Below are 15,071 nucleotides of genomic sequence, written 5' to 3' on the forward strand. Positions count from 1 at the left end.
GCGGGGGGTGCGGCAGGACCCCCGCACTGCGGTGTCCCTCGACCTACGCTCACGACATGACGGAGAAGTCGAACGCCCTGGGCGCCTTCCTGAGTGCCCGGCGAGCGCTGGTGACGCCGAAGCAGGCAGGCATCCCCGAGGTGGGGGTGCGGCGCGTGCCCGGTCTGCGGCGCGAGGAGGTGGCGATGCTCGCCGGCATCAGCGCGGACTACTACCTGCGCCTGGAACGAGGCCGAGATCGTCACCCGTCGACGCAGGTGCTGGAGTCGATCGCCCGGGTGCTGCAGCTCGACGACGAGCACCTGTCGCACCTGCTGACGCTCGTCGCCGACGTCCCCCGCAGGCGCAGGCCCCGACCGCGCAAGGAGACCGTCCCGCGCGGCGCGCTCACGCTGCTGGACTCCCTCGTCCAGCCCGCCTTCATCGAGGGGCGGTACTTCGACATCCTGGCCACCAACGATCTCGCCGTCGCCCTGTCCCCGGGACTCGCCGTGGGAGGCAACCAGCTTCGGGACTTCTTCCTGGATCCGGCCCAGCAGGAGTACTACCCGGACTGGCTAGCCATGACGGAGTGCTTCATCGCGAACCTGCGCCAGGCCGTGGGCACGGACATCGACGACCCCCGCTTCATCGAGCTCACCGGCGAGCTCTCGCTCGCCAGCCCCACGTTCCGCCAGCTGTGGGCGCGCCACGAGGTCCGCGGCCAGCGTGGGACGGCCGTCCGGTTCCACCACCCGCAGGTCGGCGAGCTGGTCCTGCACCGCGAACGGCTGAGCATCGACGGCGCTGACGGTGTCCACCTCGTCGTCTACCACCCCGAGGCCGGCTCCAGCGACGCAGACAAGCTGTCGCTCCTGGCGTCCGCGGGGCTTCCCCACGCCCAGCGGAGCCACGAAGCGGTCCAGCAGCCGAACCGCGGCTGATCAGGCGTTGAAGTACTTGGCCTCCGGGTGGTGCAGCACGAAGGCGTCGGTGGACTGCTCCGGGTGCAGCTGCAGCTCCTCGGACAGCTCGACCCCGATGCGGCTGGGCTCCAGCAGCTCCATGATCTTGGCGCGGTCCTCCAGGTCGGGGCACGCTCCGTAGCCCAGTGAGTAGCGGGCGCCGCGGTAGCCCAGGCGGAAGAACTCCTGGACCTCCTCGGGGTCCTCCGCCGCCACGGCCTGGCCGTCGGGCATCTTCAGCTCCTCGCGCACACGCTGGTGCCAGTACTCGGCCAGCGCCTCGGTGAGCTGCACGCCGATGCCGTGCACCTCGAGGTAGTCGCGGTAGGCGTTGTTGGCGAAGAGCTCGTTGGCGTAGTCGGCGATCGGCTGGCCCATGGTGACCAGCTGGAACGGCATGACGTCCACCTGCCCGTGCTCGCGGGCCTGCTCACGGGTGCGGAAGAAGTCGGCCAGGCACAGGTGCCGGTCACGGCGCTGCCGGGGGAAGGTGAACCGGAAGCGCTCCGCGGCGTCGGGCTCCGGGGACTCCAGCACGATCACCGAGTCGCCCTCGGAGACCACCGGGAAGTAGCCGTAGACCAGCGCGGCGTGGGCGAGGATGCCGTCGGTGCTCAGCCGGTCCAGCCAGTGCCGCAGCCGCGGACGGCCCTCGGTCTCCACCAGCTCCTCGTAGGAGGGGCCGTCGCCACCGCGGGCGCCCTTGAGGCCCCACTGGCCGAGGAACAGCGCCCGCTCGTCGAGCAGGCCGGAGTACTCCGCCAGCCGCACACCCTTGACCACCCGGCTGCCCCAGAACGGCGGGGTGGGCACGTCGACGTCGGCGGCCACGTCGGAGCGGGCGGGCAGCTCCACCTCCGGCTCGTTGGCCTTGCGCGCCTCGGCGATGCGCTTGGACCGCTCGTGGCGGGCCCGGCGCTCGTCGATCTTGGCCTGCTCGGCCTCGCTCACCGCGCCCAGCTCCCCGCCGCTGCGCTTGGCCTTCATGATGGCGTCCATCGAGCGCAACCCCTCGAAGGCGTCGCGGGCGTAGGTGACGTGGCCGTCGTAGACCTCGGCCAGGTCGTCCTCGACGTAGGCGCGGGTGAGCGCCGCACCACCGAGCAGCACCGGGATGTCCTTGGCGACCCCGCGGGAGTTCATCTCCTGCAGGTTCTCCTTCATCACCACGGTGGACTTCACCAGCAGGCCGGACATGCCGATGACGTCGGCCTTCTCGGTGAGCGCGGCCTCCAGGATGGCGGCGATCGGCTGCTTGATGCCGATGTTGACCACGTCGTAGCCGTTGTTGGTGAGGATGATGTCCACCAGGTTCTTGCCGATGTCGTGCACGTCGCCCTTGACGGTGGCCAGCACGATGCGGCCCTTGCCGTCCTCGTCGGTGGCCTCCATGTGCGGCTCCAGGTGAGCCACGGCGGTCTTCATCACCTCGGCGGAGGCGAGCACGAACGGCAGCTGCATCTGGCCGGAGCCGAAGAGCTCACCCACGGTCTTCATGCCCGAGAGCAGGGTGTCGTTGATGATCTCCAGCGGCGGGCGCTCCTGCATGCCGGCGTCCAGGTCGGCTTCCAGCCCGGTGCGCTCGCCGTCGATGATGCGCCGCTCCAGCCGCTCGAACAGCGGCAGCTGGGCCAGCTCCTCGGCCCGGGACGCGCGAGCGGAGGCGGCGGAGACGCCCTCGAACAGCTCCATCAGCTTCTGCAGCGGGTCGTAGCCCTCGCGGCGACGGTCGTAGACGAGGTCCAGCGCCACCGCGCGCTGCTCGTCGGGGATGCGGGCCATCGGCACGATCTTGGAGGCGTGCACGATCGCGGTGTCCAGGCCGGCCTCGGTGCACTCGTGCAGGAACACCGAGTTGAGCACCTGGCGGGCGGCGGGGTTGAGGCCGAAGGAGACGTTGGACAGCCCCAGCGTGGTCTGCACCGAGGGGTGCTGGCGCTTGATCTCCTTGATGGCGGCGATGGTCTCCAGCGCGTCGCGGCGCACCTCGTCCTGGCCGGTGGTGATGGGGAAGACCAGCGCATCGATGATGATGTCGCTCTCCTGCATTCCCCACTCGTTGACCAGGTCGCCGATGATGCGGTCGGCGATCTTCACCTTGTTCTCCGCGGTGCGGGCCTGGCCCTCCTCGTCGATGCAGGTGACCACCACGGCAGCGCCGTGCTCCACCACCAGCTCCATCGCCTGGTGGAAGCGCGAGTCGGTGCCGGTGCCGTCCTCGTAGTTCACCGAGTTGATGGCGCAGCGCCCACCCAGGTGCTCCAGCCCGGCCCGCAGCACGGCAGGCTCGGTGGAGTCCAGCATGATCGGCAGGGTGGAGGCGGTGGCCAGCTTGGCGGCCAGCCCGGCCATGTCGGCGGTGCCGTCGCGGCCCACGTAGTCGATGCACAGGTCCAGCACGTGCGCGCCGTCGCGGGTCTGGTCGCGAGCGATCTCGATGCAGGCCTGGTGGTCGCCGGCCAGCATCGCCTCGCGGAAGGCCTTGGAGCCGTTGGCGTTGGTGCGCTCGCCGATCATGAGCACGCTGAGGTCCTGCTTGAAGGGCACCGCGGAGTACAGCGAGGCGACGCCGGGCTCCTGGTGCACCTTGCGCACGCCGCGCTCGTCGTCGGGGATGGCCGAGATGGCGGCCACCACGGCGCGGATGTGCTCGGGGGTGGTACCGCAGCAGCCACCCACCAGGGCGAGGCCGTACTCGCGGACGAAGCCGGCCAGTGCCTCGGCGAGCTCGTCGGGCTGCAGCGGGTAGACAGCGCCGTTGGGGCCCAGCTGGGGCAGCCCGGCGTTGGGCATCACCGAGATGGGCAGCCGGGAGTGCTTGGACAGGTGGCGCAGGTGCTCGCTCATCTCGGCGGGGCCGGTGGCGCAGTTGAGGCCGATGAGGTCGATGCCCAGCGGCTCCAGCGCCACCAGGGCGGCGCCGATCTCGCTGCCCAGCAGCATGGTGCCGGTGGTCTCCACGGTGACGTGGCAGATGATCGGGATGACCTTGTCCAGCTCGGTCATGGCGCGCTTGCTGCCGATGACCGCGGCCTTCACCTGCAGCAGGTCCTGGCAGGTCTCGATGAGGATGGCGTCCGCACCGCCCTCGACCATGCCCAGCGCGGCCTCCTGGTAGGCGTCACGCAGGTCGGCGAAGGGGGCGTGGCCCAGGGTGGGCAGCTTGGTACCCGGGCCCATCGAGCCGAGCACGAAGCGGGGCATCCCGTCACGGCCGGGACCCATCTCGTCGGCGACCTCGCGGGCGATGGCCACACCCTTGCGGGAGAGCTCGCGGATGCGGTCGGCGATGTCGTAGTCGGCCAGGTTGGGCAGGTTGCAGCCGAAGGTGTTGGTCTCCACCAGGTCGGCACCGGCCTCGAAGTAGGCGCGGTGGATCTCGCGCAACACGTCCGGGCGGGTGTCGTTGAGGATCTCGTTGCAGCCCTCGAGACCGAGGAAGTCCTTCTCCACGTCCAGGTCGGCGGCCTGGAGCATGGTGCCCATCGCCCCGTCGGCCACGAGCACGCGCTGGCGAAGGGCTTCGAGCAGAGGGGAAGACGGAGAAGCAGGCATAACTACCAGCCTAGTCGCAGCCCCTTGTCGGGCCCGGGTCGTAGGCTGGTCGGTGTGACGCAGACTGAGCCACCCCGTCTGCTGGACCCGATACTGGTCGCGGCATTCGAGGGCTGGAACGACGCAGGGGACGCAGCCACCGGGGCGGTGGAGCACCTCGAGCTCTGCTGGGACGCCACCCCCCTGATGGAGCTGGACTCCGAGGACTACTACGACTTCCAGGTCACCCGCCCCACGGTACGCATGGTGGAAGGGGTGACCCGGGAGATCCAGTGGCCGGCCACCCGGCTGACGGTGTGCCGCCCACCGGGCTCCGCCCGTGACGTGGTGCTGCTGCGCGGCATCGAGCCGAACATGCGCTGGCGGGCGTTCTGCGCGGAGCTCATCGAGGTCTTCGACACGCTGGGGGTGCGCACGGTGGTCACCCTGGGCGCGCTGCTGGCGGACACCGCCCACACCCGCCCCGTGCCGGTGACCGGCTCGGCGTACAGCACCGCTGCGGCCAAGCAGTTCAACCTGGAGCAGACCCGCTACGAGGGCCCGACCGGCATCACCGGGGTGCTGCAGGAGGCCTGCGTGCGCGCCGGGGTGCCGGCCATCTCGTTCTGGGCCGCGGTGCCGCACTACGTGGCCCAGCCGCCCAACCCCAAGGCCACCCTGGCGCTGCTGCACCGGGTGGAGGAGGTGCTGGACGTGGAGGTCCCGCTGGTGGGGCTGCCCGAGCAGGCCGCCGAGTGGGAGGGTGCGGTCAACGAGATGGCCGAGGAGGACGAGGAGGTCATCGGCTACGTGCGCGCCCTGGAGGAGCGTGGCGACGCCGAGACCGACATGTCCGAGGCCGTGTCGCAGACCGACGGGGAGGCCATCGCGGCGGAGTTCGAGCGGTACCTGCGCCGGCGCGGCCCGGGCTCGGGGCCCTAGACCAGCTGCACGCCGAGCAGCGCGTCCACCGTGGCGGCCAGCGCTGCGGGCGCGGCGGCGTCGGTGCCGCGACGGTTCAGCGCCTGGCGCGCCCAGTCGTCGATGGCGGACAGCGCCCGCGGGGTGTCCAGGTCGTCGGCGAGGTACTGGCGCACCCGGGCGATGGTGTCGGTGGCGTCGGGACCGGCGTCCAGGGCCGCCGCCTCGCGCCAGCGGGCCAGCCGCTCGGTGGCTGCGGTGAGCACCGCGTCGGTCCACTGGCGGTCGCTGCGGTAGTGCGAGTCGAGCAGGCCGAGGCGGATGGCCATCGGGTCCACGCCCTGCTCGCGCAGCCGGGAGACCAGCACCAGGTTGCCGCGGCTCTTGGACATCTTCTCCCCGTCCAGGCCGATCATCCCGGCGTGCACGTAGTGGCGGGCGAAGCGCTCGCAGCCGGTGAGCGCCTCGGCGTGGGCGGCGGAGAACTCGTGGTGCGGGAAGATCAGGTCGCTGCCGCCGCCCTGCACGTCGAAGCCGACGCCGATGCGGTTGAGGGCGATGGCGGCGCACTCCACGTGCCAGCCGGGCCGGCCGGGGCCGAACGCCGAGGGCCAGGACGGCTCGCCGTCGCGCACGGCCCTCCAGACGGCGGCGTCCAGCGGGTCGCGCTTGCCGGGACGGTCGGGATCTCCCCCGCGCTCGGCGAAGTAGGTGGTCATGGTGGCGTGGTCGTAGCCGGACTCGTAGCCGAACTGCTTGGTGGCGTCGGCCCGGAAGTAGACGTCGGGGTGCTCGGGGTCGTCGACGACGTACGCCGCCCCGGAGGCCACCAGCTTCTCCACGATCTCGGTGACCTCGCCGATGGACTCCACCGCACCGATGTAGTCGCGCGGCGGCAGGATGCGCAGCGCCGCCATGTCCTCGCGGAACAGCTGCGTCTCCCGCAGGCCGAGCTCCACCCAGTCCTCGCCGTCACGGGCGGCGCGCTCGAACAGCGGGTCGTCGACGTCGGTGACGTTCTGCACGTAGTGCACCTCGTGCCCGGCGTCCAGCCACAACCGGTACACCAGGTCGAAGGTGAGGTAGGTGGCGGCGTGGCCGAGGTGGGTGGCGTCGTAGGGGGTGATCCCGCAGACGTACATGGTGGCGGTGGGGCCGGGTGCCACGGGCCGCACCTGGCGGTCGGCGGTGTCGAACAGGCGCATCGAGGGGCCCTCGCCGGGCACGCTGGGAACTGCCGGGGCCGGCCATGACTGCATGAGACCGACCCTACCCAGAGCGTGTGCGGGTCCCGTTCAGGAGGGGCGAGCGTCCGTGGCGTCAGCCACCCCGAGCCACGGGAGCTCTCAGCGCCGGCGACCGAGGTAGTCCGCCACCACCGCCGCGCCGAGCCCGTCCAGGTCCGGAGCCACCACGCGCCCACCGGAGCGGCGCGCCAGCTGGTCCACCACCGCCGCCAGGCGTGGCTCGCTGCCCAGCCGGAAGAAGGTGACCTGGGTGCCCAGCTTGGCCACCGCGTCCAGCTCACGCACCGTCAGCCCCAGCGTCTCCGCCAGCGGCGGGTAGTCGAACACCGCCCGGCCGTCGCGCTCCAGGTGTGCGGTGGGCTCGCCGTCGGTCACCACCATGAGCACCGGCTGGGTGCCGGGGTGTCGCCGCAGGTGCAGCCCGGCCAGCTTGAGCGCGTGGTGCAGGTTGGTGCCCTGCTCCCACACCGCGTCGAGGCCGGTGAGCTCGGCCACGCTGAGGGTGCGCGCGTGGCGGCCAAAGCCGATGAGCTGCAGGGCGTCGCCGCGGAAGCGGGTGGACACCAGGTGGTGCAGCGCCAGCGCGGTCCGCTTCATCGGCAGCCAGCGGCCCTCGGAGACCATCGACCAGGACGTGTCCACCAGCAGCGCCACCGCCGCACGGCTGCGCTGCTCGGTCTCGGCCACCTCCACGTCGCTGACGTCCAGCCGCACGGGCAGCGGGTGCCCCGCCGTGCGCAGCACCGCGTTGGTCACGGTGCGGGTGGTGTCCCAGGGCTCGGTGTCACCGAACTGCCAGGCCCGGCTGGCCCCGGTGAGCTCGCCGGCGGCACCGGCGCGCCGGGTCTCCCGGTCGCCGCGGCGGGCGGAGAGCTGCTCGGCCACGTCCCGCAGCGCCGACTGGCCCAGCTGCCGCATGGCCTTGGGCGAGAGCCGCCAGCTGCCGTCCGGCGCCCGGTCCAGCAGGCCCTGCCGCTGCAGCTCGCGCTCCAGCTCGGCCAGGGTGCGGGCGTCGGTGACGGCCTGCTCCCCCAGCTGGCGCTCCAGGGCGTCCAGGTCGACGTCCTCCATCCGGGCGCCCGGGTAGGCCTGGCTGAGCTGCTCGGCCAGCTGCTCCAGCTCGCCGATGTCGGCCATCGCCTGGGTCGCCTCCCCCAGCCCCATGCCCTGCTGGCCGCGGAAGTCCTCGCTGCCCTGCCAGTCCTCCCCGGGGCGGGCGGCCTGCAGCATGCCGTCCAGCTGCGCCAGCTGGTCGGCCAGCTCGGGGCTGCCGAACGCCTGCTGCGCCAGGGCGTCCAGCTCGGCCCGCTGCTCCGGGGTCATGGAGTTGCGCATCCGCTGCGCCGCGGCGGCGCGCTGGGCCAGGGAGTCCAGCAGCTCCTCCACGTCCTGCGGGTCCTCCGGGAAGAAGTCACCGTGCTCGGCCATGAACTGCTCGAACTGCTCGTCGGTGTCCTCCCCGCGGGCGTGCGCGGCGAGGAGGTCGTTGAGGTCCTTGAGCATCTCGGTGACCCGCTGCTTGTCGGCGTCGGTGGCTCCCTCCAGCGCCTGCTTCATCCCCTGGAACCGCTCCTCCAGCAGCTCACGGCCCAGCAGGTCCTTGATCTTGTCGTAGTCCTGCTGCGCCTGGGGGCTGCGCCAGGAGTAGTCGCTGAGCTCGCGCACCGCCTCCGCGGGCGAGGGGCTGAGCGACTCCATCTGCAGCTCGGCGAAGCGGGCGTCGTCGTCCAGCGCGCGGGCCAGCTCCTTGCGCTCCTCGAGCACGGCGCGCTCCAGCAGCTCACGCACCTCGGCCAGGGTGCCGTCCAGGTTGTTGCGCTTGAGCAGCTCGCGGCGGCGCTGGTTGGCCCGCGCCGCCAGCTGGTCGAGCCCGCGCTGGCCCGGCAGCCCGCGGCGCATCAGCTCGCGCACCGCCGACCGTGGCGAGGAGCCCTCCATGACGTCCTGGCCGAGCTCGTCCAGCGCCTCCCGCAGGTCCACCGGGGGTGCCAGCGGGTCGGGCCCCCCGCTGTAGGGGCCGTAGGCGAAGCGGTGCCTGCCGCGGGGAGCCGTCATGCCTGGTACACCGTCCGGCCCCGGTCGTCGGCGTCCTTGGCGATGCGCCGCGCCAGGTAGAGCCCCTCCAGGGCCAGCTCGGCGGCGGCGGCCCGCTCACCGTCGGTGTCGGCGTCCAGGCGCTCGTCCACCTCCTTGAGCGCGTCCACCGGCGGCAGCCCGGCCAGCAGCTGCGCGGCGGTGACGTCGTCGCCGGTGACCACCGCGGCGCCGGAGTCGATCGCGCCCACCAGCGCACCGAGGTCGATGCCGGCCAGGTTGGCGCGGGCGGTGTCGGCGGTGGCCCGGCGCAGCAGGTGCTCGAGCACCTCGGTCTCCCGGCCCTCCTCGCCCGACTCGAACTCCAGCTTGCCGCGCAGCACGTCCACCACCGTGCCCAGGTCGACCACCCGGGCCACCGGGGTCTGCTCTCCCAGCACCGCCGAGCGCCGCAGCGCCGCGGCCGCCACGGTCTCGGCGGCGGCGATGGAGAAGCGGGCGGAGACGCCGGAGCGCTGGTCCACCGAGGTGGACTCCCGCAGGTAGCGGGTGAAGCGGGCCAGGATCTCCAGCAGGTGGTCGGGCACGGTGGCCACCAGGTCGGCCTCCTGCACCACCACGGCTACCTCATCGGCGAGCTCCAGCGGGTAGTGCGTGCGGATCTCGGCGCCGAAGCGGTCCTTGAGCGGGGTGATGATGCGGCCGCGGTTGGTGTAGTCCTCGGGGTTGGCGCTGGCCACCAGCAGCACGTCCAGCGGCAGGCGCAGGATGTAGCCGCGCACCTGGATGTCGCGCTCCTCCATCACGTTGAGCAGCGACACCTGGATGCGCTCGGCGAGGTCGGGCAGCTCGTTGATGGCCACGATGCCGCGGTGGCTGCGCGGGACGAGGCCGTAGTGGATGGTCTCCGGGTCGCCCAGGCTGCGGCCCTCGGCCACCTTCACCGGGTCGACGTCACCGACGAGGTCGCCGACGCTGGTGTCGGGGGTGGCGAGCTTCTCGGCGTAGCGCTCGCTGCGGTGGCGCCAGGTGATGGGCAGGTCCTCGCCCAGCTCGGCGACCCGGCGCAGCGAGGCGGGGGTGATGGGCTCGTAGGGGTGCTCGCCCAGCTCGGAGCCGGCGATCACCGGGGTCCACTCGTCGAGCAGCCCCACCAGGGAGCGCAGCAGCCGGGTCTTGCCCTGGCCGCGCTCGCCGAGGATCACCATGTCGTGGCCGGCGAGCAGGGCGCGCTCCACCTGGGGCAGGACGGTCTCGTCGAAGCCGAGGACCCCCGGCCACGGGTCGCGGCCCTCCCGCAGGGCGGTGAGCAGGTTGTGGCGGATCTCGTCCTTCACGCCCCGCTGGACGTGGTTGCTGGCGCGGAGCGCGCCGACGGTGGTGGGCATGCTGTTGGTCGCAAGGTCGGTCACCGGTACAACGCTACGAGCGCGGAGTGAATCAGGCCACGCGGATACCCGCTGGCGGCACTACGATTGCTGGATGTCAGACACGTCACAGTCACCCGGCCCTGCTCCGCAGCCCAGCCACGCGCAGGTGGGTACCGATCCCACCGAGGTGGTCACCGCCTTCCTGGCGGCGATGGACGCCCTCGACATCGAGAAGGCGCTGACGTACGCGGCCGAGGAGGTCGTCTACCAGAACGTGCCGCTGCCCCCGGCCCGCGGCAAGGAGGCCTTCGCCAAGCAGGTGCGCTGGATGGGCAAGGTGGGCACCGGCTTCGAGGGCCGCATCCACAACATCGCGGCCAACGGCCCGGTGGTGCTCACCGAGCGCACCGACGTGCTGAAGGTGCGCTCGTGGGAGGCGGCGTTCTGGGTGTGCGGCACCTTCGAGGTGCGCGACGGCAAGATCGTGCTCTGGCGCGACTACTTCGACTGGACCACCGTGCTGGCCGCCAGCGCCAAGGGCGCCGTGCGGGCGCTGGGCAGCACCGTTCGCGGCCGGCTGAACCGCTAGACCGGTCTCCCACCGCCAGCAGCGGTGGGAGACCGACCCCGGCGGGCTCAGGCGAACTCGTCCCGGATGCGGTCGGAGACGCCGGTGAGGTTGAGCTCGAAGGTGTAGCCCTGCTCGTAGCGGTAGCTGCGGTTGACGTCCCACAGGTCGATGCCGTTGAGGCAGGCCTTGGCCGCCCGGATCACCGTCGGGTCCTTGGCGGCGATCTGCTCCGCCAGCTCCAGCGCGGCCGTGCGCAGCTCGTCCTTGGGCACCACCGAGTGCACCGAGCCGAAGTGCAGCAGCTCCGCAGCGGTCACCGTGGCCGAGGTGTAGACCATGGCCCGCATCTTGTGCTGCGGGACCAGCCGGGACAGGTGGGTGGCGGCTCCCAGGGCGCCTCGGTCCACCTCGGGCAGGCCGAAGGTCGCGTCCTCGCTGGCCACGATCACGTCGGCGTTGCCGATGAGACCGATGCCGCCGCCGAGGCAGAAGCCGTTCACCGCGGCGATGACCGGCACGGCGCACTCGTAGACGGCCTTGAAGGACTCGTAGCAGCCCTTGTTGGCCCCGAGCAGCGCGGTGAAGCCGTCGGTGCGCTGCATCTCCTTGATGTCCACGCCCGCGTTGAAGCCACGCCCCTCGGCGCGCAGCACCACCACGCGCACCTGCGGGTCAGCACCGGCGGCGCGGACCTGGTCGGCGATGGCGAACCAGCCGGCCACGGGCAGGGCGTTGACCGGCGGGTTGTCCACGACGATCTCCGCGACCCCGTTGGGGTGCACGGTGGTGGTGACCACGGAGGCCTCGGTCTGGGTCATGCGCGTGCTCCTAGCGGCTGGGGTGAGGTGGCGATCACGGGTGCTGGCTGCTGACGGAGACGACCTCGCCCGTCATGTAGCTGGAGTAGTCGCTGGCCAGGAAGACGATGACGTTGGCCAGCTCCCACGCCTCGGCCGGGCGCCCGAAGGCCTCCTTGGCACTCAGCTCGGCGAGCAGCTCGTCGGTGGTCACCTTGGCCAGGAACGGGTGCATCACGATGCTCGGCGCCACGGCGTTCACCCGAATGCCGTGCTCGGCCACGTCCAGCGCGGAGCAGCGGGTCAGCGCCATCACGCCGGCCTTGGCGGCGGCGTAGTGGGCCTGGCCCTGCTGGGCGCGCCAGCCGATCACCGAGGAGTTGTTGATGATCACGCCGCTGCCCTGGGGCACCATGTGCCGCAGCACCGCGCGGGTGGCGCGGAAGGTGGACGTCAGCGTCACGTCGAGCACGCTGCTCCACTGGTCGTCGGTCATGTCGATCACCGAGGCGGTGCCACCCAGGCCGGCGTTGTTCACCAGCACGTCGATGCGCCCGAGCTCGGCCACCGTGGCGTCCATCAGGTGGTCGATCTGCTCCTGGTTGGTGACGTCGCACGGGATGGCCAGCGGGCGGGTGCCGGTGGTCTCCTCGATCTTGTCGGCCGCCTCGGCCAGGCGACGCTCGTGGCGGTCGCTGATGGCCACGGTGGCGCCCTCGATGGCGCAGCGCTCGGCGGTGGAGAAGCCGATGCCGGTGCCGGCCGCGGCGGTGACCAGCACGGTCTTGCCGGCCAGCAGGTTGTGGCCCGGGCCCGGCTGCAGGGCCGGTGCGGACGCGGTGGTGCTCTCAGACATCTCAGGCCTTCCCAAGTCGGTTGAGGACCTGGTCGGCCTCGGTGATGATGCGCTGGATGAGCTCCTCGCAGCTGGGGGTGTCCTCGATGAGGCCCACCACCTGACCGGTGGCCATCACGCCGAGGTCGGTGCGGCCGTCGACCAGCGCGGAGCGGTAGAGCATGGGGGCGTTGGCCGCCATCACGACCTGGCTCCAGGAGAGGTCGTGCGACTTCTTCATCGCCAGGCCCTCCCGCATCATGTGCGTCCACGGGGTGCCGGAGAGCTTCTGGAAGGCCACCGCGTTGCGCACCGAGCGGGCCATCCGGCGGGCGCCGGAGCTGGACTCGATCTGGTCGATGGTGCCGGCGCGCAGCACGCGCTGGGGCACCCCGTCGATCTGCAGCGTGAGCACGGTGTCGTTGACCGTCTTGGACAGGTAGACGTCCTTGACGTTGGCCGCCACCGGGGAGTCGCTGGTGAGCAGGAACCGGGTGCCCATGGCGATGCCCTCGGCACCGTAGGCCAGCGCCGAGACCAGGCCGCGGCCGTCGAAGTAGCCACCGGCGGCGATCACCGGGATGTCCACGGCGTCGACGACCTGGGGCAGCAGCAGGCTGGTGGGGACGTTGCCGGTGTGGCCGCCGCCCTCCCCGCCCTGCACGAGCACCGCGTCGGCACCCCAGGCGGCGACCTTCTCCGCGTGCCGGCGGGCGCCGATGGAGGGCATGACCACCACGCCGGCGTCCTTGAGCCGGCCGATGAGGTCCTGCTTGGGGGCCAGGGCGAAGGAGGCCACCTTGACGCCGGCGCGGATGACCAGGTCGATCCGCTTGGCGATGTCGGCGGAGTCGGCCCGCAGGTTCACGCCGAAGGGGTTCTCGGTGAGGGCCTGGACCTTGGTGATGTTGTCCGACAGCTCCTCGTAGCTCATCGCGCCGCCGGCGATGATGCCCAGGCCGCCGGCGTTGGCGGTGGCGGCGGTGAGCCCGGCGTTGGAGACCCAGCCCATGCCGGTCTGCACCACCGGGTACTTGACGCCGAAGAGCTCGGTGACCCGGGTGCTCAGCGCGGGGTGCAGGCTCACTGCTTGACCTCCGGCTTGACCTCGCGGTCGCGCAGGCTGCGGGGGTCGATGACCTCGCGGATCAGCTGCAGCTCGGCGTCGGTGGGCAGCCGGGTGAAGGGCACGTCCGCGGGGACCACCAGGTCGAAGCCGGTGGCCTCCTGGACCTCCTCCACGGTGACTCCCGGGTGCAGCGACTTCAGCCGCAGCTGGCCGGTGGGCTTGTCGTAGTCCAGGACGGCGAGGTTGGTGACCACGGTGCGCAGGTCGTGGAACTTCGCGGCCGCGGGGCCCGCCTTCTGCGCGTTGTCGTTGCCGACGCCGCACACCATGTCCACCGTGGGGGTGAAGATGCGGGTGCTGTGCTTGGGCACCCAGTAGCTGGTGGGGTGGTAGACGCTGTTGCCCGGGGCGCCACGGGCGCCGAGCAGCTGCACCTTGGGCTTGGCGTGGTCGCCGATCGCCGAGATGTTGGTGTTGCCGTAGGAGTCGATCTGGCTCGGGATCATCATCACGTGCCGCTTGCCGCTCCACACCACGTCGAAGATGGTGCGGAAGGGGATCCAGGACTCGACGTCCTCGGGCGCGGCGGCACCGATGGCCCAGGTGCCCTTGACCACGGCGGCCTCGCCGTCGGTGAGCAGCAGGTCCGGGGAGAAGGTGTGCCGCGCCAGGCGCACGCCGATGGCGGGGATGGTGCCGAACGCGCTGGCCAGGATCTCACCGTTGTCGCGGAAGGCCTCGGCGCAGGCGATGACGCACACCTCGGCCCTGCTCACGTCGGTCTGGGTCGCGCCGGTCTGGGTCGCCTCGCTCATGCCGAAACCTCCGTGCTGCTGTTGGTCACTGCGGCCTGGTAGTCGGCCTCGGAGCCGGAGAGGTAGCGCTCGCTGAACTCGGCCCAGGCGGCCGGGTCGGCAGCGGCGGTGGCGTAGGCCTTCTGGAACTTCTCGTCGCGGCCGTAGTCGGGCACGCAGGAGGTGAAGTGGGCGCCGTTGGGGGCCTCCACCACGCCGCGGACCATCATCCGGGAGATGCGCTGGGTGGCCGGGTGCGCCGTGGCGGAGAGCTCCTCGGTGGGCACGACCTTCTCGCAGGAGACGTAGGCCCGCTCGGCGGCCATGCAGTACAGGTCGTCGAAGTACGGGTCCGGGCCGAGGAACTGGGCGTTGCCCTGCGCGTCGGCGCGGTTCATGTGCACCAGCGCGGCGTCGAGGTGCAGCGCCGGGACGGCCACCAGGTCCTCGCCGCTGCCGTAGGGGTCGGAGACCGTCTTGAGCTGGGGGTTGACGCGCATGACGTCGGAGCCCAGGCCGGCCCGGGTGGGCAGGAACGGCACGCGGATGGCCGCGGCGTACAGGCCCCACTGGAGCATGCCCTCGTCGTACTCGGTGACCTCGATGCTGCCGGCCTGGCGCGCCGCCCGGAAGTGCGGGTCGAGCGCGATGGAGTCCAGCGAGACGAAGCCGTAGACCAGGCGGCGGACCTTGCCGGCCGCGCACAGCAGGCCGGCGTCCGGACCGCCGTAGGTCACGATGGTCAGGTCGGTCAGGTCGGAGTTGAGAATCGCCCGGACCAGGGACATCGGCTTGCGCCGCGACCCCCATCCGCCGATCCCGATGGTCATCCCCGAGGACAGCTCGGCGACGACCTCCTGCTCGGTCATCCGTTTGTCAGCCACGTGCGTCCCTACCTCTGCTCGATCTACCTAGCAAGTGCTTGGTTGGGAGGCTAGCAGACGAGCGACCGTGG

At 71.6% G+C, this 15,071-nt stretch carries 12 protein-coding genes; 3 read left to right on the plus strand and 9 right to left on the minus strand.

The genetic code is table 11. The features are described 5' to 3' along the window. Positions 1–56: 56 nt before the first annotated feature. Positions 57–923, plus strand: coding sequence for a helix-turn-helix domain-containing protein (locus AC3YNX_RS13270; protein ID WP_489995750.1), 867 nt, complete (start codon positions 57–59; stop codon positions 921–923). On the opposite strand, the gene metH is transcribed toward AC3YNX_RS13270, so the two are convergent. Further along, positions 924–4,499, minus strand: a complete 3,576-nt coding sequence (gene metH / locus AC3YNX_RS13275; protein WP_489995751.1) for a methionine synthase — start codon at positions 4,497–4,499, stop codon at positions 924–926. It abuts the gene before it with no gap. A gap of 45 nt (positions 4,500–4,544) precedes the next feature. Between metH and AC3YNX_RS13280 the strand changes: the two genes are divergently transcribed. Continuing rightward, on the plus strand, positions 4,545–5,420 hold the full coding sequence (locus tag AC3YNX_RS13280; protein WP_164860704.1) for a PAC2 family protein: 876 nt from the start codon (positions 4,545–4,547) through the stop codon (positions 5,418–5,420). Here the strand turns inward: AC3YNX_RS13280 and mshC are convergent. The 3 genes from mshC to AC3YNX_RS13295 all read right to left on the minus strand — a co-directional run bounded on the left by mshC (position 5,417) and on the right by AC3YNX_RS13295 (position 10,068). Next, positions 5,417–6,658: a cysteine--1-D-myo-inosityl 2-amino-2-deoxy-alpha-D-glucopyranoside ligase gene (mshC, locus tag AC3YNX_RS13285; RefSeq protein ID WP_489983225.1), complete on the minus strand. Its 1,242-nt coding sequence runs from the start codon at positions 6,656–6,658 to the stop codon at positions 5,417–5,419. The genes AC3YNX_RS13280 and mshC overlap by 4 nt on opposite strands. A gap of 87 nt (positions 6,659–6,745) precedes the next feature. Beyond that, positions 6,746–8,701 carry a VWA domain-containing protein gene (locus AC3YNX_RS13290; RefSeq protein ID WP_127782904.1) on the minus strand — a complete coding sequence of 652 codons (1,956 nt, stop codon included), beginning with the start codon at positions 8,699–8,701 and terminating at the stop codon, positions 6,746–6,748. Next, on the minus strand, positions 8,698–10,068 hold the full coding sequence (locus AC3YNX_RS13295) for a sigma 54-interacting transcriptional regulator (protein WP_489995946.1): 1,371 nt from the start codon (positions 10,066–10,068) through the stop codon (positions 8,698–8,700). The genes AC3YNX_RS13290 and AC3YNX_RS13295 overlap by 4 nt, the downstream gene beginning before the upstream one ends. Positions 10,069–10,162: 94 nt before the next feature. On the opposite strand from AC3YNX_RS13295, the gene AC3YNX_RS13300 reads away from it, so the two are divergent. Beyond that, positions 10,163–10,639, plus strand: a complete 477-nt coding sequence (locus AC3YNX_RS13300; protein ID WP_127782903.1) for a limonene-1,2-epoxide hydrolase family protein — start codon at positions 10,163–10,165, stop codon at positions 10,637–10,639. A 47-nt stretch (positions 10,640–10,686) separates the two neighbouring features. Here AC3YNX_RS13300 and AC3YNX_RS13305 read toward each other — a convergent pair whose 3' ends face one another. From AC3YNX_RS13305 to AC3YNX_RS13325, 5 genes are read right to left on the minus strand one after another with little or no spacing between them, the layout of a single operon-like run. Further along, positions 10,687–11,439, minus strand: coding sequence for an enoyl-CoA hydratase family protein (locus AC3YNX_RS13305; protein ID WP_127782902.1), 753 nt, complete (start codon positions 11,437–11,439; stop codon positions 10,687–10,689). Between the two features lie 34 nt (positions 11,440–11,473). Next, positions 11,474–12,274: an SDR family oxidoreductase gene (locus AC3YNX_RS13310; RefSeq protein WP_127782901.1), complete on the minus strand. Its 801-nt coding sequence runs from the start codon at positions 12,272–12,274 to the stop codon at positions 11,474–11,476. 1 nt (position 12,275) lies between these two features. Continuing rightward, on the minus strand, positions 12,276–13,340 hold the full coding sequence (locus AC3YNX_RS13315) for an NAD(P)H-dependent flavin oxidoreductase (RefSeq protein WP_206518141.1): 1,065 nt from the start codon (positions 13,338–13,340) through the stop codon (positions 12,276–12,278). After that, the gene (locus AC3YNX_RS13320) at positions 13,337–14,137 is read right to left on the minus strand and encodes a CoA-transferase subunit beta (protein WP_127782900.1); all 801 of its coding nucleotides are present in this window, start codon (positions 14,135–14,137) and stop codon (positions 13,337–13,339) included. The genes AC3YNX_RS13315 and AC3YNX_RS13320 overlap by 4 nt, the downstream gene beginning before the upstream one ends. Then, positions 14,134–15,000, minus strand: a complete 867-nt coding sequence (locus tag AC3YNX_RS13325) for a CoA transferase subunit A (protein WP_127782899.1) — start codon at positions 14,998–15,000, stop codon at positions 14,134–14,136. Before AC3YNX_RS13325 ends, AC3YNX_RS13320 begins: the two co-directional genes overlap by 4 nt. Positions 15,001–15,071: the final 71 nt, after the last annotated feature.

The sequence above is a fragment of the Rhodococcus sp. Z13_19A genome (genome assembly GCF_058133575.1).